The organism is Shigella flexneri 2a str. 301 (assembly GCF_000006925.2).
Lineage (GTDB): Bacteria > Pseudomonadota > Gammaproteobacteria > Enterobacterales > Enterobacteriaceae > ECMA0423.
Map to the genome: position 1 here is coordinate 3,336,849 of NC_004337.2, position 18,188 is coordinate 3,355,036.

Consider the following 18,188-nt stretch of genomic DNA (forward strand, 5'->3'; position numbering starts at 1 on the left):
TTTGCGACGTTTTAGCAGGAGAGTACGATTCTGAACATGAAGCAAGGTTTGCAACTCAGGCTTAGCCAACAACTGGCGATGACGCCACAGCTCCAACAGGCAATTCGTCTGTTGCAGTTGTCGACGCTGGAACTTCAGCAGGAGCTACAGCAGGCGCTGGAGAGTAATCCGCTGCTTGAGCAAATCGACACTCATGAAGAAATCGACACCCGCGAAACGCAAGACAGTGAAACGCTGGACACCGCCGACGCGCTCGAACAAAAAGAGATGCCGGAAGAGCTGCCGCTCGATGCCAGTTGGGACACCATTTACACCGCTGGTACACCATCCGGCACCAGCGGTGACTACATTGACGACGAGCTGCCGGTCTACCAGGGCGAAACGACGCAGACCTTGCAGGATTACCTGATGTGGCAGGTCGAGCTGACACCGTTTTCCGACACTGACCGCGCTATTGCTACCTCTATCGTCGATGCCGTTGATGAAACCGGTTATCTGACTGTCCCGCTGGAAGATATTCTCGAAAGTATGGGCGATGAAGAGATCGACATCGACGAGGTTGAAGCCGTCCTTAAGCGGATCCAACGGTTTGACCCGGTCGGTGTAGCGGCAAAAGATCTGCGTGACTGCCTGCTAATCCAACTCTCCCAATTCGATAAGACCACGCCGTGGCTGGAAGAGGCCAGATTGATCATTAGCGATCATCTCGATCTGTTAGCCAATCACGACTTCCGCACTTTAATGCGCGTCACGCGTCTGAAAGAAGATGTGCTGAAAGAAGCCGTCAATCTGATCCAGTCGCTCGATCCGCGCCCCGGGCAGTCGATCCAGACTGGCGAACCTGAGTATGTCATTCCAGATGTGCTGGTGCGTAAGCATAACGGTCACTGGACGGTAGAACTCAACAGTGACAGCATTCCGCGTCTGCAAATCAACCAGCACTACGCCTCGATGTGCAATAACGCGCGCAACGATGGTGACAGCCAGTTTATCCGCAGCAATCTGCAGGATGCCAAATGGTTGATCAAGAGTCTGGAAAGCCGTAACGATACGCTACTGCGCGTGAGTCGCTGTATCGTTGAACAGCAGCAAGCCTTCTTTGAGCAAGGTGAAGAATATATGAAACCGATGGTACTGGCCGATATCGCCCAGGCTGTCGAAATGCATGAATCGACGATATCTCGCGTGACCACGCAAAAATACCTGCATAGTCCACGAGGCATTTTTGAACTGAAGTATTTCTTTTCCAGTCACGTCAATACCGAGGGCGGCGGCGAAGCTTCCTCCACGGCGATTCGTGCACTGGTGAAGAAATTAATCGCGGCGGAAAACCCAGCGAAACCGTTGAGCGACAGCAAGTTAACCTCTTTGCTGTCGGAACAAGGTATCATGGTGGCACGCCGCACTGTTGCGAAGTACCGAGAGTCTTTATCCATTCCGCCGTCAAACCAGCGTAAACAGCTCGTTTGACCCAACCGATAAGGAAGACACTATGCAGCTCAACATTACCGGAAATAACGTCGAGATCACCGAGGCACTGCGCGAATTTGTTACAGCTAAATTTGCCAAACTTGAGCAATATTTTGACCGAATCAACCAGGTCTATGTTGTTCTGAAAGTGGAGAAAGTCACCCACACCTCAGATGCAACACTGCATGTAAACGGTGGTGAAATTCATGCCAGCGCGGAAGGTCAGGACATGTACGCTGCCATTGATGGCTTAATTGATAAGCTGGCACGCCAGTTGACCAAACATAAAGATAAACTGAAACAACACTAATTGTCCGGGCAATTAGCATGTGCATGGCGGCCTGTTGTGCGGCACAACGGGCCATTTGTACGGTTAATGCTCCGAGCCTGTTCCACTGTTTGAGTGGGCAGGTTCTTAGGTGAAATTATGACAAATAATGATACAACTCTACAGCTTAGCAGTGTTCTTAACAGGGAATGTACGCGAAGCCGCGTCCACTGTCAGAGCAAAAAACGCGCCCTGGAAATCATCAGCGAGCTGGCGGCGAAACAACTTAGCCTGCCGCCTCAGGTGGTTTTTGAAGCTATCCTGACGCGGGAAAAAATGGGCAGTACCGGTATCGGCAATGGTATTGCCATTCCGCATGGCAAACTTGAAGAAGATACTCTGCGTGCCGTTGGCGTTTTCGTTCAGCTCGAAACGCCTATAGCTTTCGATGCCATCGACAACCAACCGGTGGACTTACTTTTTGCCCTGCTGGTGCCGGCAGACCAAACTAAAACGCACCTGCATACTCTGTCGCTGGTGGCGAAACGTCTGGCGGACAAAACCATCTGCCGCCGTTTACGCGCAGCCCAGAGCGATGAAGAGCTGTATCAAATCATTACGGATACCGAAGGTACTCCGGATGAAGCGTAGTTATTCGGTAATGTCTCTTTTAGACGTTGTGAGGAGAAACAGTACATGGTACTGATGATCGTCAGCGGACGTTCAGGTTCAGGTAAATCTGTCGCCCTGCGTGCGCTGGAAGATATGGGTTTTTACTGCGTGGATAACCTTCCCGTAGTGTTGTTACCCGATCTGGCTCGAACTCTGGCCGATCGCGAGATTTCTGCCGCCGTCAGCATTGATGTTCGTAATATGCCGGAGTCACCAGAAATATTCGAACAGGCGATGAGTAACCTGCCTGACGCTTTCTCACCGCAACTACTGTTCCTGGATGCCGACCGTAATACCTTAATTCGTCGTTACAGTGACACGCGCCGACTGCATCCGCTTTCCAGCAAAAACCTGTCGCTGGAAAGTGCTATCGACAAAGAAAGCGATTTGCTGGAGCCTCTGCGTTCGCGAGCGGATCTGATTGTCGATACCTCAGAAATGTCCGTTCACGAGCTGGCTGAAATGCTGCGTACCCGTCTGCTGGGTAAACGTGAACGCGAACTGACCATGGTCTTTGAGTCTTTCGGCTTCAAACACGGTATCCCTATCGATGCAGATTACGTCTTTGACGTGCGCTTCTTGCCGAACCCGCACTGGGATCCGAAACTGCGTCCAATGACAGGTCTTGATAAACCTGTCGCCGCGTTCCTCGACCGCCACACAGAAGTACACAATTTTATCTACCAGACGCGAAGCTATCTTGAGCTATGGTTACCTATGCTGGAAACCAACAACCGTAGCTACCTGACGGTCGCCATTGGTTGTACCGGCGGGAAGCACCGTTCGGTGTATATTGCAGAGCAACTGGCAGACTACTTCCGCTCGCGCGGTAAAAACGTCCAGTCACGCCATCGTACGCTGGAAAAACGTAAACCATGACCGTCAAGCAAACTGTTGAAATCACAAACAAGCTGGGCATGCATGCCCGGCCTGCAATGAAGCTGTTTGAATTAATGCAGGGTTTTGACGCTGAAGTGCTGTTACGTAATGACGAAGGCACCGAGGCTGAAGCCAACAGCGTTATTGCGCTGCTGATGTTGGATTCTGCCAAAGGACGGCAGATTGAAGTTGAAGCGACCGGTCCACAGGAAGAGGAAGCACTGGCCGCCGTTATCGCCCTCTTTAATTCTGGTTTTGATGAAGATTAATCTTCATCACTTTGACATACAACTCCCTTCAAGCTCCCCCGACAATAAGAAAATCACGTACTGAAATCGTTCTCAATCAACGTCATTTGTACATTTTGTGCGCTTTTCACTTTCAGAAGAACCTTAAGAAAACCTTAAGAGGCATTGTTTAGGTTTTGTTTAAGTTAATCGACCATACTGGAGATCGTCAGAAAATATTTCCAGGAGATGGCATGATTCGCTTATCTGAACAAAGTCCCCTGGGCACCGGAAGACATCGGAAATGTTATGCGCATCCGGAAGATGCCCAACGCTGTATCAAGATTGTCTACCATCGTGGCGATGGTGGCGATAAAGAGATCCGCCGTGAGTTAAAGTACTACGCGCATCTTGGTCGCCGGTTAAAAGACTGGAGTGGAATACCGCGCTATCACGGTACCGTTGAGACGGATTGCGGAACCGGTTATGTCTACGATGTGATTGCCGATTTTGACGGCAAGCCTTCCATTACGCTGACCGAATTTGCTGAACAATGCCGTTACGAAGAAGACATTGCACAACTGCGCCAGCTACTGAAACAGCTGAAGCGTTATTTGCAGGATAACCGTATCGTGACGATGTCGCTGAAGCCGCAGAATATCCTCTGTCACCGCATCAGTGAGTCAGAGGTTATCCCGGTCGTCTGCGACAACATTGGTGAAAGCACATTGATTCCACTGGCGACCTGGTCGAAGTGGTGTTGTCTGCGTAAGCAAGAGCGGTTATGGAAACGATTTATCGCCCAACCGGCGCTGGCTATTGCCCTGCAGAAAGATCTGCAACCTCGTGAGAGCAAAACGCTGGCCCTCACTTCGCGCGAAGCTTAATCCAGCTGGTGTTGTTGCATAAACGGCTCACCGCCTAACTGATACATCTGCCGTAAAATCCACGCCTGACGGCTACGCACGTAGCCCGATGGCGAGGAGACTTTGAAACGAAGTGGATTAGGTAATACAGCTGCCAGTAATGCAGCTTCCGACCGGGTAAGTTTGCTCGCGGGTTTGTGGAAATAACGTTGTGCCGCAGCTTCGACGCCAAACACACCGTCGCCAAATTCGGCGATATTCAGGTAAACCGTCAGGATACGCTTTTTGCTCCAGACTGTTTCTATCCCCAGCGTTAATCCAGCTTCCAGCCCTTTTCGTACCCAGCTACGCCCATCCCATAAAAAGAGATTTTGGCCGTCTGCTGAGAAATCGTTGAAGCACCGCGAATACGGTTTTCATTGCGCTCGTTGTGCGCCAGGGCTTTCTCAATGGAAGCGACATCAAAGCCCCAGTGCTCAGGAAATTTCTGATCTTCTGCGGCAATCACCGCCAGTCCCATCCACGGCGAGATTTGATCCATACTGACCCAGTCAGAATGTGCCACGTAACGAAAATTGCCATGCAGCCAGGCGCTGACCTGTCGCTCGACCATTACCGCTGAGAAGGGAACAGGCGCAACGCTAAACAACGCGATGCCCCCGCCCCAGAAAACGGCGAGGACAACCATTAACCGCAAAAGAAAACGGCGAACGAAACTAAACACCGTTAAGCGGCTTTTACTCATTCAGCCAGAACCAGCACGCGGGAAACCAGCTTATCAATGCCGCTCGCCGCTTCTGCAATGTTCTGCGCCAGCATATATGCTGGGGTGGTGACAATCTTATTGTCTTCATCAACCACGATATCATCGACAGGACACGGCACATGCTCCGCGCCCATCTCTTCCAGCACTTCTGCGGTATCGATATCAGTACCGATGGTCAAACGCAGCGGGAAATCGAAAATTTTCGGCAGCATCGCCGGGGCAATACACATAAAACCAAGCGGTTTTCCGGCCTGATGCATCGCTTGTGCCAGCGCCTTTAATTCACGGTCAACGGTGCATTCGCTACCAAGACTGGCAAAATTGCTTAAATTCTTCGCCGCGCCAAACCCCCCCGGCACAATCAACGCATCCAGTTCAGCGGCATCGGCCTGGGCCAGAGGACGGATTTCACCGCGCGTTATTCGTGCCGCTTCAATCAGCACATTGCGCGTTTCCGTCATCGCTTCGCCAGTTAAATGGTTGATAACATCAACCTGCTGCTTATCCGGTGCAAAGCAGACCGCCTGCGCACCGCTGCGTGAAATAGCTAACAACGTCAACACCGCTTCATGAATTTCAGAACCGTCATAGACGCCGCATCCGCTCAGAATTACGCCAATTTTCTTCATTGTGATCATCCTTTCGCAATTGACTGAAACACATTAATTTTTTTAATAAAAATGGTACGCATCACACATTTAACTGATTCATGTAACAAATCATTTAAGTTTTGCTATCTTAACTGCGTGCGGCCTGAAAAACAGTGCTGTGCCCTTGTAACTCATCATAATAATTTACGGCGCAGCCAAGATTTCCCTGGTGTTGGCGCAGTATTCGCGCACCCCGGTCTAGCCGGGGTCATTTTTTAGTGGCTTTTGCCACCCACGCTTTCAGCACTTCTACGTCGTGACGCCACTCTTCTTTCATCTCTTCAATCCATTCACCGACGTTATCTTCCCAGGCGGGAAGGTCAGGAGACTGAATTTGCTGACCCAGCTGTTGCAGATGGCGTAACCCCACTGACCCCGCCGCACCTTTAATTTTATGTCCTTCCTCAACAATGCCTTTTTTATCCTGCGCCGTCAGATTCGACTCCAGCACGCTGACATAGCCCGGCATCATCTTCTCAAACACCGCTAACCCGTCGGTGATCAGCTTCGGTCCTACAAGTTCGAGATACTGTTCCAGCATGGGAATATCGAGCAATGCTTCTGATTTACTGTTCTCTTCTGTCGTCACCGTACTCTCCTCATCATCCTGGGTATCCCAGAATTTCTTGATCATCGCGGTTAGCGCCGGAACCGAAAGCGGCTTACTCAGCACATCATCCATTCCAGCATTGAGGTACTCTTGTTTGTCTTTCAGCACGTTAGCGGTTAAGGCCACCAGCGGCGGTAAATCCTCGCGCGGATAACGCTTCGTCAGTTCACGAGAGATATCCAGCCCGGTCATATCTGGCAACTGAATATCCAGCAACACCAGGTCGTATTCGCCCGGTTTAAACATCTCCAGCGCCGCCTTGCCGGTCATGGCGACATCAACGCTGTTACCTAATTTTTCCAGCACAGAACGCGCGACAATCACGTTCAGTTCAATGTCTTCCACCAGCAGCACATTCAGCGCCGGTAAAGGCATATCGTCTTCATCAAACGCATCATCGACCTCTTCTGCCACCGACGGTGCGTGGATCGTCAACGTAAAGGTTGAACCTTTGCCCTGTTCACTGGTAACCGTAATATCGCCGCCCATATTTTTCGCCAGACGACGAGAAACGGCCAGACCAATACCGGTGCCGGTGGCAGGTTTACCGCCATGACTGTCTTTCACCTGGTAATACATGGCGAAGATTTTATCCAGCTCATCCTGCGGAATGCCGATACCAGAATCTTCCACTTCAAAATGCAGCATATCGCCTTCATCGTAGCGCACGCGCACGGTAACCTGGCCTTGCTGGGTGAATTTGACGGCGTTACTGATGAGGTTCCACAGGATCTGCCGTAAACGCGTCCCGTCGGTAATGACCTGATGCGGTAATGGCAGCGTAGGCTCCAGGTTAAAGCGCAATCCTTTTTGTTGCGCCTGCAATGCGGAGAGATTTTCCAGATCGGCAAGGAAGCTGGTGAAATCAACCGGCTGATTATCAAGCTGGACCTTGCGCCGTTCCATCTTATCCATGTCGATAATATCGTTAAAGATATTCCCCAGCGTGACGGCCGAAACATGGATAGTTTTGAGATATTTTTCCTGCTCGGCGGTGAGTTCGGTATCCAGCAGAATGCGGCTCAGGCCGACGATACCGTTCAGCGGTGTACGCAATTCGTGACTGATGGTGGAAATAAACGTCGTTTTGTCGCGGCTGGCGCGTTCAAGCGCATCCTGATACCGCTTACGCTCGGTAATGTCGCGACCAAAGCCCATCAAACCGTGACGTTTACCCACGCGGTCGTAGTACGGCACTTTACGGATTTCAAAGCAGGCTTTGCGCCCGTCCGGGTAATCCAGCCACTGTTCATAGGTCAGTGACACATTATGACGGAACACTTTTTCATCGGTTTCAATGACTTTTGCGGCGGCTTCCGGTGAGTAAACATCAGCAGGTTTCAGGTGAACCAGTTGTTTTTCGCTTTTTCCGGTCAGCAGCTCCATCGCGCGGTTACAGCCGGAAAACTCTTTATCTTCGTTACGATAAAAAACCAAGTCGGGTGAAGCATCAAGGAAGGAACGTAAGAATGAGGATTGCTGCTCGAGCTGAATTTGTGTCTCTTCGCGCTCTTTGATTTCAATTTTCAGTTGGCCGAAGGTTTCCTGCAGTTCTGCTTCCGCTTTTTCACGAACGGCAATTTCCTGATTTAGCTGGGCAATATTATCTTTTAACTGAACGTTGAGGCTCAAATCGCGCTCGCGCATCTCCTCCAGTTTTTGCACCAGCCGTGACAGACGTTGTCGTGACTCCTCCAGTTGCTCGACGACCACCGATAGAAAGTAGACCGCCCACGGCGTAATCAGCAAACCAAAGAAGATAGAACGAATAACATCAATGCTTTCGACCTGACCATGCAGCACCATGGTTACCGCCATTTGTACCACAATGGCAAGAACGACGAGGGCCAGCGCCAGCAACATTGAGAAGCGCACCAGACCTAACTTCATCATCAGGTCAACATAATACTGCGCCAGCAGACGAATTTGCTTCATTAGGGAATTCCTTCACGACAACCTGCCCCAATAATACCCAATTCTGACAGTTACGTTATAAATTGTGTGAGAAATGCGGAATTCCCCTCAACGACCTACTCCGTTGGAGGTAGCCACGGACGTCCCAGCGCCGATCCCTGTACGCCATGTTCATTCAGATAGCGATCCAGCTCGACCATTCCCGTCCATCGATTTTCGCACCACAGCGGAGCAAGCAGCGTCGGGCGACGGGCGCTGGCGGAAATGCGGTGGTAGATCACTTCCGGTGGCGTATGGCGAATCATTTCTCCGGCAGTGAGCGTATAATCCTCCAGTTCAATACCGTTCAAACGCCCCGCTTCCCAGGCTTTCGCCATAATGCTGCCTTTCACAATATGCAGCGGATGCAGCTTTATGCCGTCCACGCTGGTTTCAACCACTCGCTCCAGCGTTTGCAAACATTCAGCCTGCCCTTCGCCAGGCAGGCCGACAATTAAGTGGGAACACACCTTCAGCCCGCGCTGACGTGCCAGCTGGGTTGTACGCTGATAACAGGCAAAATCATGGCCGCGGTTGATGCGATGCAGTGTTTTGTCGTGGGCGGTTTGTAGCCCCAGCTCCAGCCACACTTCGTAACCCTGGTCCTTATATTCGCAAAGCAGATCCAGCACCGCATCCGGCACGCAGTCCGGGCGGGTACCAACACACAAACCGACAATATTGGCCTGGCTCACCGCCTGCTGATACATAGAACGCAGCACCTGAACTTCCGCAAAGGTGCTGGTATACGCCTGAAAGTAGGCCAGATAGCGTTTAGCGCGGTTAACTAAATTCGCCTGGTGCGCCAGTTGCTCGGCAATGGAACGATGCTGCTGCGCTTCATCGGCAAACGAGGCAACATTACAGAATGTGCAGCCACCACGCCCGATGGTACCGTCACGGTTAGGGCAGCTAAAACCGCCGTGCAGCGTCAGCTTATGCACCTTTTGCCCATAACGACGGGTGAGATCACCACCAAACATATTGACTAATTTCTGTAACTGCATAATCTGATAGACCGCGCCTTGAAAAGAGGCCAAAGCCTGCCATTTTTAGCTCAATTCGGCGATGACCTGGATCAATCGTCCCGGCCTGCTTTTATCAACTGCATAATCAATCAAAATTACCGAAATTTCATGCACAATCACATAAATCACTTTTGCTTATCTTGTGTCAGATTTTTTTATCTCCTTATGGATTTTAGGCAAAAACAGTAGCATGAAACGTCATTACCAATTAAGGCAGTATAAAATGCTGGTTTTCTCGTCAGTTCAAGGCAGGATAAGGGTTAACACGCCTTTATGACAGTCAGGAATTGACTGTTTCTCTAACGACTCTCCTTTTAGCCTTAAAGATAAAATCTATTTTAATTTCAGCTATTTAATAAAGAATTTTGCGCTAAAGCACATTTCTGTACCAATAAGCTTGCCATTTGACCTGTATCAGCTTTCCCGATAAGTTGGAAATCCGCTGGAAGCTTTCTGGATGAGCAGCCTGCTCATCATATTTATGCAGTAATTGAGATCCCCTCTTCACCGTATTAACCGATGCGAAAAGGACAACAAGGGGGCGAATGCGAGGCGCGCGTATGACACGCAAACCCCGTCGCCACGCTCTTTCTGTGCCCGTGCGCAGCGGTTCGGAAGTGGGGTTCCCGCAGAGCCTGGGGGAGGTTCACGATATGTTGTACGATAAATCCCTTGAGAGGGATAACTGTGGTTTCGGCCTGATCGCCCACATAGAAGGCGAACCTAGCCACAAGGTAGTGCGTACTGCAATACACGCACTGGCCCGCATGCAGCACCGTGGCGCGATTCTCGCCGATGGTAAAACCGGCGACGGTTGCGGCTTGCTGTTACAAAAACCGGATCGCTTTTTTCGCATCGTTGCGCAGGAGCGCGGCTGGCGTTTAGCAAAAAACTACGCTGTCGGGATGCTCTTCCTGAATAAAGATCCTGAACTCGCCGCTGCCGCACGCCGCATCGTTGAAGAAGAACTGCAACGCGAAACCTTGTCGATTGTGGGCTGGCGTGATGTCCCCACTAACGAAGGCGTGCTGGGTGAAATCGCCCTCTCCTCTCTGCCACGCATTGAGCAAATTTTTGTGAACGCCCCGGCAGGCTGGCGTCCACGCGATATGGAGCGCCGTCTGTTTATCGCCCGCCGCCGCATTGAAAAGCGTCTCGAAGCCAACAAAGACTTCTACGTCTGTAGCCTGTCGAATCTGGTGAACATCTATAAAGGTCTGTGTATGCCGGCGGATCTGCCGCGCTTTTATCTGGATCTTGCGGACCTGCGTCTGGAATCGGCCATTTGCCTGTTCCACCAGCGCTTCTCCACTAACACCGTACCGCGCTGGCCGCTGGCGCAACCGTTCCGCTATCTGGCGCATAACGGTGAAATCAACACCATCACCGGTAACCGCCAATGGGCGCGTGCGCGTACCTATAAATTCCAGACGCCGCTGATCCCTGACCTGCACGACGCCGCGCCATTCGTCAACGAAACCGGTTCTGACTCCAGTTCCATGGATAACATGCTGGAACTGCTGCTGGCAGGCGGGATGGATATCATCCGCGCCATGCGCCTGTTAGTGCCACCCGCCTGGCAGAACAACCCGGATATGGACCCGGAACTGCGTGCCTTCTTTGACTTTAACTCCATGCATATGGAGCCGTGGGATGGTCCGGCGGGCATCGTGATGTCCGATGGTCGCTTCGCTGCCTGTAACCTCGACCGTAACGGTCTGCGTCCGGCACGCTACGTCATTACCAAAGACAAGCTCATCACCTGCGCCTCTGAAGTCGGTATCTGGGATTACCAGCCTGACGAAGTGGTCGAAAAAGGCCGCGTCGGGCCAGGCGAACTGATGGTGATCGACACTCGCAGTGGGCGTATTCTGCACTCGGCAGAAACCGATGACGATCTGAAAAGCCGCCACCCTTATAAAGAGTGGATGGAGAAAAACGTCCGCCGACTGGTACCGTTTGAAGATCTGCCCGATGAAGAAGTGGGTAGCCGCGAACTGGACGACGACACGCTTGCCAGCTACCAGAAACAGTTTAACTACAGCGCGGAAGAGCTGGACTCCGTAATTCGCGTACTGGGCGAAAACGGTCAGGAAGCGGTCGGTTCGATGGGCGATGATACCCCATTCGCCGTGCTCTCCAGTCAGCCGCGCATTATTTACGACTACTTCCGCCAGCAGTTTGCCCAGGTGACTAACCCGCCAATCGACCCGCTGCGTGAAGCGCATGTTATGTCGCTCGCCACCAGTATCGGTCGTGAAATGAACGTCTTTTGCGAAGCAGAGGGCCAGGCGCACCGTTTAAGCTTTAAATCGCCGATTCTGCTCTACTCCGATTTCAAACAGCTCACGACGATGAAAGAGGAGCACTACCGCGCAGATACGCTGGATATCACCTTTGACGTCACTAAAACCACGCTCGAAGCGACAGTCAAAGAGCTATGCGACAAAGCCGAAAAAATGGTACGTAGCGGCACCGTGTTGCTGGTGCTCTCCGACCGGAATATCGCTAAAGATCGCCTGCCGGTTCCGGCTCCGATGGCGGTTGGCGCGATCCAGACCCGTCTGGTCGATCAAAGCCTGCGTTGCGATGCCAACATCATCGTCGAAACCGCCAGCGCCCGCGATCCGCACCACTTCGCCGTGTTGCTGGGTTTCGGCGCGACGGCTATTTATCCGTACCTTGCCTATGAAACGCTGGGCCGCCTGGTAGACACCCACGCGATTGCCAAAGATTATCGTACCGTGATGCTCAACTACCGTAACGGCATCAACAAAGGCTTGTACAAAATCATGTCCAAAATGGGCATCTCCACCATCGCCTCTTACCGCTGCTCGAAACTGTTTGAAGCGGTCGGTCTACACGATGATGTAGTGGGCCTGTGCTTCCAGGGCGCGGTCAGCCGCATTGGTGGGGCAAGCTTTGAAGACTTCCAGCAGGATCTGCTGAATCTGTCGAAACGTGCCTGGCTGGCGCGCAAGCCGATTAGCCAGGGCGGCCTGCTGAAATACGTCCACGGCGGCGAATACCACGCCTACAACCCGGACGTGGTGCGCACGCTGCAACAGGCGGTACAAAGCGGCGAGTACAGCGACTATCAGGAATACGCGAAGCTGGTTAATGAGCGTCCGGCAACCACGCTGCGCGATCTGCTGGCAATTACGCCGGGTGAAAACGCGGTCAACATTGCTGATGTTGAACCGGCAAGCGAACTGTTTAAACGCTTTGATACCGCCGCGATGTCTATCGGCGCGTTAAGCCCGGAAGCCCACGAGGCGCTGGCGGAAGCGATGAATAGCATCGGCGGTAACTCGAACTCCGGTGAAGGCGGCGAAGACCCGGCGCGCTATGGCACTAACAAAGTGTCGCGCATCAAGCAGGTGGCTTCTGGTCGCTTCGGCGTTACTCCGGCGTATCTGGTCAATGCCGACGTCATTCAGATTAAAGTCGCCCAGGGCGCGAAGCCGGGCGAAGGTGGTCAGTTGCCGGGCGACAAAGTCACTCCTTACATCGCCAAACTGCGCTATTCGGTGCCCGGAGTGACGCTGATCTCCCCGCCGCCGCACCACGATATCTACTCTATCGAAGACTTAGCGCAGCTTATTTTCGACCTCAAGCAGGTTAACCCGAAAGCGATGATCTCCGTTAAGCTGGTGTCCGAACCAGGCGTTGGCACCATCGCGACTGGCGTGGCGAAAGCTTATGCGGACTTGATCACCATCGCGGGCTATGACGGCGGCACCGGCGCAAGCCCGCTGTCGTCAGTGAAATATGCAGGCTGCCCGTGGGAACTCGGTCTGGTGGAAACCCAACAGGCGCTGGTTGCCAACGGCTTGCGTCATAAAATTCGTTTGCAGGTTGATGGCGGCCTGAAAACGGGTGTCGATATCATCAAAGCGGCGATTCTCGGCGCAGAAAGCTTCGGCTTCGGCACTGGCCCAATGGTGGCGCTCGGCTGTAAATATCTGCGTATTTGCCACCTGAACAACTGCGCCACGGGTGTAGCAACTCAGGATGACAAACTGCGTAAGAATCACTATCACGGCCTGCCGTTCAAGGTGACTAATTACTTTGAGTTTATCGCCCGTGAAACCCGCGAGCTGATGGCACAGCTGGGAGTAACGCGTCTGGTGGATCTGATTGGTCGCACCGACCTGCTGAAAGAGCTGGACGGTTTCACCGCCAAACAGCAGAAACTGGCGCTGTCGAAGCTGCTGGAGACTGCCGAGCCACATGCAGGTAAGTCACTCTACTGCACTGAAAACAACCCGCCGTTTGATAACGGCCTACTGAACGCGCAGTTGCTGCAACAGGCGAAACCGTTTGTCGATGAACGCCAGAGCAAAACCTTCTGGTTCGATATCCGCAACACCGACCGTTCTGTCGGCGCGTCGCTTTCAGGCTATATCGCCCAGACGCACGGCGATCAGGGGCTGGCAGCCGATCCTATCAAAGCGTACTTCAACGGCACCGCAGGCCAGAGTTTCGGTGTGTGGAACGCGGGCGGCGTGGAACTGTACCTGACCGGGGATGCCAACGACTATGTCGGTAAAGGCATGGCGGGCGGCTTAATCGCCATTCGTCCTCCGGTTGGTTCCGCCTTCCGCAGCCATGAAGCAAGCATTATCGGCAACACCTGCCTGTATGGCGCGACCGGTGGTCGTCTGTATGCCGCAGGCCGCGCGGGTGAACGTTTCGGCGTGCGGAACTCCGGTGCTATCACCGTGGTAGAAGGCATTGGCGACAACGGCTGTGAATATATGACGGGCGGTATTGTCTGTATTCTGGGTAAAACCGGCGTTAACTTCGGCGCGGGCATGACCGGCGGCTTCGCTTACGTTCTCGATGAAAGCGGTGATTTCCGCAAACGCGTTAACCCGGAACTGGTCGAAGTCTTAAGCGTCGACGATCTGGCGATCCATGAAGAGCATCTGCGCGGTCTTATCACCGAGCATGTTCAGCATACCGGTTCTCAGCGCGGTGAAGAGATTCTGGCGAACTGGTCAACCTTCGCCACGAAATTCGCGCTGGTTAAACCGAAGTCCAGTGATGTAAAAGCACTGCTGGGTCACCGTAGTCGTAGCGCAGCAGAGTTGCGCGTGCAGGCGCAGTAAGGGGTAGCAACAATGAGTCAGAATGTTTATCAATTTATCGACCTGCAGCGCGTTGATCCGCCAAAGAAACCGCTGAAGATCCGTAAAATTGAGTTTGTTGAAATTTACGAGCCGTTTTCCGAAGGCCAGGCCAAAGCGCAGGCTGACCGCTGTCTGTCGTGCGGCAACCCATACTGCGAGTGGAAATGCCCGGTACACAACTACATCCCAAACTGGCTGAAGCTCGCCAACGAGGGGCGTATTTTTGAAGCGGCAGAACTGTCGCATCAGACCAACACACTGCCGGAAGTATGCGGACGTGTCTGCCCGCAAGACCGTCTGTGCGAAGGTTCCTGCACCCTGAACGATGAGTTCGGTGCGGTGACCATCGGCAACATTGAGCGTTATATCAATGATAAAGCGTTCGAAATGGGCTGGCGTCCGGATATGTCCGGCGTGAAGCAAACCGGTAAAAAAGTGGCGATTATCGGTGCAGGCCCGGCAGGTCTGGCGTGTGCGGATGTCCTGACGCGTAACGGCGTAAAAGCCGTTGTCTTCGACCGTCATCCAGAAATTGGCGGGCTGCTGACCTTCGGTATTCCGGCCTTCAAGCTGGAAAAAGAGGTAATGACGCGTCGCCGTGAAATCTTCACCGGCATGGGTATTGAATTCAAACTCAATACCGAAGTGGGCCGCGACGTACAGCTGGACGATCTGCTGAGTGATTACGATGCCGTGTTCCTTGGCGTTGGGACTTATCAGTCAATGCGCGGCGGGCTGGAAAACGAAGACGCCGATGGCGTGTACGCAGCGCTGCCGTTCCTTATCGCCAACACCAAACAGTTAATGGGCTTTGGTGAAACCCGCGACGAACCGTTCGTCAGCATGGAAGGCAAACGCGTGGTAGTACTTGGCGGTGGCGACACTGCGATGGACTGCGTGCGCACGTCTGTACGCCAGGGGGCAAAGCACGTTACCTGTGCCTATCGTCGTGATGAAGAGAACATGCCGGGTTCCCGCCGCGAAGTGAAAAACGCGCGGGAAGAAGGCGTAGAGTTCAAATTCAACGTCCAGCCACTGGGGATTGAAGTGAACGGTAACGGCAAAGTCAGCGGCGTAAAAATGGTACGTACCGAAATGGGCGAACCGGATGCCAAAGGCCGTCGCCGCGCGGAGATCGTTGCAGGTTCCGAACATATCGTTCCGGCAGATGCGGTGATCATGGCGTTTGGTTTCCGTCCACACAACATGGAATGGCTGGCAAAACACAGCGTCGAGCTGGATTCACAAGGCCGCATCATCGCTCCGGAAGGCAACGACAACGCTTTCCAGACCAGCAACCCGAAAATCTTTGCTGGCGGCGATATCGTCCGTGGTTCCGATCTGGTCGTTACCGCCATCGCCGAAGGTCGCAAAGCGGCAGACGGCATTATGAACTGGCTGGAAGTTTAAGCTCTGTCCCAGCGCCGCCTCCTCAGAAAAGAGTCGGCGCTGAAATTCTCCTTTCTTTCTGGAAATCGCCTCGCATAATCTGAAGAAAACCAATGTAATACGCTCATCTGGATTGTTACCGGTAGATGCCCGGCGTATAGCTGATTCCATTATTCAACGCAGCGCCATATAAAGGGACAGATAATGGAATCGCTCTCAGAGAGAACCTCAACAGGCTACCAGCAAATCCACAACGGCATTATTCATCTGGTCGATAGCGCCCGAACGGAAACGGTACGTAGCGTTAACGCGCTGATGACCGCGACGTACTGGGAAATTGGCCGACGGATTGTCGAATTTGAACAAGGTGGTGAGGCCAGAGCAGCTTATGGTGCACAGTTGATTGATCGGCTATCGAAGGATTTAAGTCGACGGTATAAACGTGGGGTCTCTGCAAAAAACTTACGCCAAATGAGGCTTTTTTACCTCTTTTTTCAACATGTTGAAATTCGCCAGACAGTGTCTGGCGAATTAACACCATTGGGAATTCCGCAGACACCATCTGCAGAATTCCCATCGGCAAAGATTTGGCAGACGCTGTCTGCCAAATGAGAGGCTGTTTGATATTTCCACAGCTTTTGTATTGCATCTCCTATTTTCGGTTTGTATATTCATGCAAATAAACGAAGGAAATGAGGTAGCCTGAGTTTAACGGACACTCCTTCCTGAAATAGAATGGCATCAGAAGGAGCTAATAATGAGCAGAAAAACCCAACGTTACTCTAAAGAGTTCAAAGCCGAAGCTGTCAGAACGGTTCTTGAAAATCAACTTTCGATCAGTGAAGACGCTTCCCGATTATTCCTTCCTGAAGGCACTTTAGGACAATGGGTTACCGCCGCCAGAAAAGGGCTCGGTACTCCTGGTTCCCGCACGCTGGCTGAACTGGAATCTGAAATTCTGCAACTGCGTAAGGCGTTAAATGAAGCTCGCCTTGAGCGAGATATATTAAAAAAAGCAACAGCGTATTTTGCACAGGAGTCGCTGAAAAATACGCGTTAATCGAACAATGGCGACAACAATTTCCCATTGAAGCGATGTGTCAGGTATTTGGTGTATCCAGGAGCGGTTATTACAACTGGGTACAGCATGAACCCTCAGACAGAAAACAAAGTGATGAGCGGCTAAAACTGGAGATTAAGGTGGCACATATCCGCACTCGCGAAACATATGGAACCCGGCGGCTCCAGACGGAGCTGGCAGAGAATGGCATCATCGTTGGTCGTGACCGACTGGCATGTCTTCGTAAGGAGCTGAGGCTACGCTGTAAGCAGAAACGCAAGTTCAGAGCGACTACGAACCCGAACCACAATCTGCCAGTTGCGCCAAATCTGCTGAACCAGACGTTCGCTCCTACAGCACCAAATCAGGTCTGGGTGGCGGACCTGACGTATGTTGCCACACAGGAGGGATGGTTGTACCTCGCTGGCATCAAAGATGTTTATACGTGCGAAATTGTCGGCTACGCCATGGGAGAGCGCATGACAAAAGAGCTGACAGGTAAAGCCCTGTTTATGGCGCTCAGGAGCCAGCGCCCACCTGCCGGGCTAATCCACCACTCTGATCGAGGTTCACAGTACTGCGCATACGATTACCGGGTCATACAGGAGCAGTCTGGTCTGAAAACATCAATGTCGCGTAAAGGTAACTGTTACGACAACGCTCCGATGGAAAGCTTCTGGGGAACGCTGAAAAATGAGAGCCTGAGCCACTATCGTTTTAATAACCGGGATGAAGCCATCTCAGTAATACGGGAATACATTGAGATTTTCTACAATCGTCAGCGTCGTCACTTTCGTCTGGGGAATATCTCCCCGGCAGCCTTCAGGGAAAAATATCATCAGATGGCTGCTTAAAAAAAGAACAAATGGTAGTGTCCGCTATTGCCAGTACACCTCAAAAGTTGCCATGATTTACATTGAACAGCTTGAATTAATCCATAAAAGTGGTGATGTGTTGTATCCAGTAAAAATAACCAGAAAATCATCAGGAAAAACTGCCTTCCACCTTGTTCCATTCGGCTTAAATAAGACTCACGACCTTCTAGAGGTGGAAGATGCTTCAGAAGCAATTCGGCTGGTGATTGATGAACGTCATTCCATTCGCTGCAGTACACTTACAGCAACTATTACGAATAAAAAGGGCAAGCGAATTAAGCGGACAGGTATATACAGTATCAAGGGTGTTAACATAAAAGAATACAACGTCAGGTAATGG

The 18,188-nt window shown here is 52.1% G+C and carries 14 protein-coding genes, 2 pseudogenes and 3 other annotated features; of the genes and pseudogenes, 12 read left to right on the forward strand and 4 right to left on the reverse strand.

The window, feature by feature from the left end; all coding sequences use genetic code 11:
* Positions 1–36 precede the first annotated feature (36 nt).
* From rpoN to yrbL, 6 genes are all read left to right on the forward strand, one after another.
* Complete coding sequence (gene rpoN / locus SF3242; RefSeq protein NP_709001.1) at positions 37–1,470, forward strand: RNA polymerase factor sigma-54; 1,434 nt, start codon at positions 37–39, stop codon at positions 1,468–1,470.
* A 22-nt stretch (positions 1,471–1,492) separates the two neighbouring features.
* Complete coding sequence (yhbH, locus tag SF3243) at positions 1,493–1,780, forward strand: ribosome hibernation promoting factor HPF (RefSeq protein ID NP_709002.1); 288 nt, start codon at positions 1,493–1,495, stop codon at positions 1,778–1,780.
* A 117-nt stretch (positions 1,781–1,897) separates the two neighbouring features.
* Positions 1,898–2,389, forward strand: coding sequence for a PTS system sugar transporter subunit IIA (gene ptsN / locus SF3244; protein ID NP_709003.2), 492 nt, complete (start codon positions 1,898–1,900; stop codon positions 2,387–2,389).
* A gap of 45 nt (positions 2,390–2,434) precedes the next feature.
* Entirely contained in the window at positions 2,435–3,289 is an 855-nt protein-coding gene (gene yhbJ / locus SF3245; RefSeq protein ID NP_709004.1) for a glmZ(sRNA)-inactivating NTPase, read from the forward strand.
* Entirely contained in the window at positions 3,286–3,558 is a 273-nt protein-coding gene (ptsO, locus tag SF3246) for an N-regulated PTS system (Npr) phosphohistidinoprotein-hexose phosphotransferase (RefSeq protein NP_709005.1), read from the forward strand. The genes yhbJ and ptsO overlap by 4 nt, the downstream gene beginning before the upstream one ends.
* Before the next feature lie 212 nt (positions 3,559–3,770).
* Positions 3,771–4,403: a hypothetical protein gene (yrbL, locus tag SF3247; protein ID NP_709006.2), complete on the forward strand. Its 633-nt coding sequence runs from the start codon at positions 3,771–3,773 to the stop codon at positions 4,401–4,403.
* Positions 4,400–5,127 (reverse strand) — a sequence feature (Similar to Escherichia coli K12 peptidoglycan enzyme gi: 1789601 (243 aa). BLAST with identity of 99% in 242 aa. This CDS ontains frameshift. The sequence has been checked and is believed to be correct.). It overlaps the preceding gene by 4 nt.
* On the opposite strand, the pseudogene mtgA reads toward yrbL, so the two are convergent.
* The 4 genes and pseudogenes from mtgA to yhcC form a co-directional block, all read right to left on the reverse strand.
* A pseudogene (gene mtgA / locus SF3248) lies at positions 4,400–5,127 on the reverse strand. (Overlaps the previous feature by 728 nt.) The gene yrbL and the pseudogene mtgA overlap by 4 nt on opposite strands.
* The gene (gene yhbL / locus SF3249) at positions 5,124–5,777 is read right to left on the reverse strand and encodes an isoprenoid biosynthesis protein with amidotransferase-like domain (protein NP_709007.2); all 654 of its coding nucleotides are present in this window, start codon (positions 5,775–5,777) and stop codon (positions 5,124–5,126) included. The pseudogene mtgA and the gene yhbL overlap by 4 nt, the downstream one beginning before the upstream one ends.
* Positions 5,778–6,006: 229 nt before the next feature.
* Positions 6,007–8,343, reverse strand: a complete 2,337-nt coding sequence (gene arcB, locus SF3250; protein NP_709008.1) for an aerobic respiration control sensor protein ArcB — start codon at positions 8,341–8,343, stop codon at positions 6,007–6,009.
* A gap of 95 nt (positions 8,344–8,438) precedes the next feature.
* Positions 8,439–9,368, reverse strand: coding sequence for a hypothetical protein (gene yhcC / locus SF3251; RefSeq protein ID NP_709009.2), 930 nt, complete (start codon positions 9,366–9,368; stop codon positions 8,439–8,441).
* Positions 9,369–9,934: 566 nt separating this feature from the next.
* Between yhcC and gltB the strand changes: the two genes are divergently transcribed.
* The 6 genes and pseudogenes from gltB (at position 9,935) to SF3256a (ending at position 18,185) form a co-directional block, all read left to right on the forward strand.
* Positions 9,935–14,503 carry a glutamate synthase gene (gene gltB / locus SF3252; RefSeq protein ID NP_709010.3) on the forward strand — a complete coding sequence of 1,523 codons (4,569 nt, stop codon included), beginning with the start codon at positions 9,935–9,937 and terminating at the stop codon, positions 14,501–14,503.
* A gap of 12 nt (positions 14,504–14,515) precedes the next feature.
* Complete coding sequence (gltD, locus tag SF3253; protein ID NP_709011.1) at positions 14,516–15,934, forward strand: glutamate synthase; 1,419 nt, start codon at positions 14,516–14,518, stop codon at positions 15,932–15,934.
* A 183-nt stretch (positions 15,935–16,117) separates the two neighbouring features.
* Positions 16,118–16,523: a sequence feature (Similar to Escherichia coli K12 conserved hypothetical protein gi: 1789614 (376 aa). BLAST with identity of 92% in 135 aa. This CDS has been truncated. The sequence has been checked and is believed to be correct.), on the forward strand.
* Positions 16,118–16,523 (forward strand): annotated as a pseudogene (yhcG, locus tag SF3254). (Overlaps the previous feature by 406 nt.)
* 83 nt (positions 16,524–16,606) lie before the next feature.
* Positions 16,607–17,870: a mobile genetic element, on the forward strand.
* The gene (locus SF3255) at positions 16,671–16,973 is read left to right on the forward strand and encodes an insertion sequence element IS600 transposase (RefSeq protein ID NP_709012.1); all 303 of its coding nucleotides are present in this window, start codon (positions 16,671–16,673) and stop codon (positions 16,971–16,973) included. It overlaps the preceding feature by 303 nt.
* Complete coding sequence (locus SF3256; RefSeq protein NP_709013.1) at positions 17,009–17,827, forward strand: insertion sequence element IS600 protein; 819 nt, start codon at positions 17,009–17,011, stop codon at positions 17,825–17,827. Its footprint lies within the feature at positions 16,607–17,870.
* Before the next feature lie 9 nt (positions 17,871–17,879).
* Positions 17,880–18,185 carry a hypothetical protein gene (locus SF3256a; RefSeq protein ID YP_008439286.1) on the forward strand — a complete coding sequence of 102 codons (306 nt, stop codon included), beginning with the start codon at positions 17,880–17,882 and terminating at the stop codon, positions 18,183–18,185.
* Positions 18,186–18,188 lie beyond the last annotated feature (3 nt).

Excerpts from the sequence above, each read along its gene's own strand:
- rpoN (NP_709001.1), top strand. The coding sequence starts at position 37 with ATGAAGCAAGGTTTGCAACTCAGGCTTAGCCAACAACTGGCGATGACG.
- yhbH (NP_709002.1), top strand. The coding sequence starts at position 1,493 with ATGCAGCTCAACATTACCGGAAATAACGTCGAGATCACCGAGGCACTG.
- ptsN (NP_709003.2), top strand. The coding sequence starts at position 1,898 with ATGACAAATAATGATACAACTCTACAGCTTAGCAGTGTTCTTAACAGG.
- yhbJ (NP_709004.1), top strand. The coding sequence starts at position 2,435 with ATGGTACTGATGATCGTCAGCGGACGTTCAGGTTCAGGTAAATCTGTC.
- ptsO (NP_709005.1), top strand. The coding sequence starts at position 3,286 with ATGACCGTCAAGCAAACTGTTGAAATCACAAACAAGCTGGGCATGCAT.
- yrbL (NP_709006.2), top strand. The coding sequence starts at position 3,771 with ATGATTCGCTTATCTGAACAAAGTCCCCTGGGCACCGGAAGACATCGG.
- yhbL (NP_709007.2), bottom strand. The coding sequence starts at position 5,777 with ATGAAGAAAATTGGCGTAATTCTGAGCGGATGCGGCGTCTATGACGGT.
- arcB (NP_709008.1), bottom strand. The coding sequence starts at position 8,343 with ATGAAGCAAATTCGTCTGCTGGCGCAGTATTATGTTGACCTGATGATG.
- yhcC (NP_709009.2), bottom strand. The coding sequence starts at position 9,368 with ATGCAGTTACAGAAATTAGTCAATATGTTTGGTGGTGATCTCACCCGT.
- gltB (NP_709010.3), top strand. The coding sequence starts at position 9,935 with ATGCGAGGCGCGCGTATGACACGCAAACCCCGTCGCCACGCTCTTTCT.
- gltD (NP_709011.1), top strand. The coding sequence starts at position 14,516 with ATGAGTCAGAATGTTTATCAATTTATCGACCTGCAGCGCGTTGATCCG.
- SF3255 (NP_709012.1), top strand. The coding sequence starts at position 16,671 with ATGAGCAGAAAAACCCAACGTTACTCTAAAGAGTTCAAAGCCGAAGCT.
- SF3256 (NP_709013.1), top strand. The coding sequence starts at position 17,009 with ATGTGTCAGGTATTTGGTGTATCCAGGAGCGGTTATTACAACTGGGTA.
- SF3256a (YP_008439286.1), top strand. The coding sequence starts at position 17,880 with ATGATTTACATTGAACAGCTTGAATTAATCCATAAAAGTGGTGATGTG.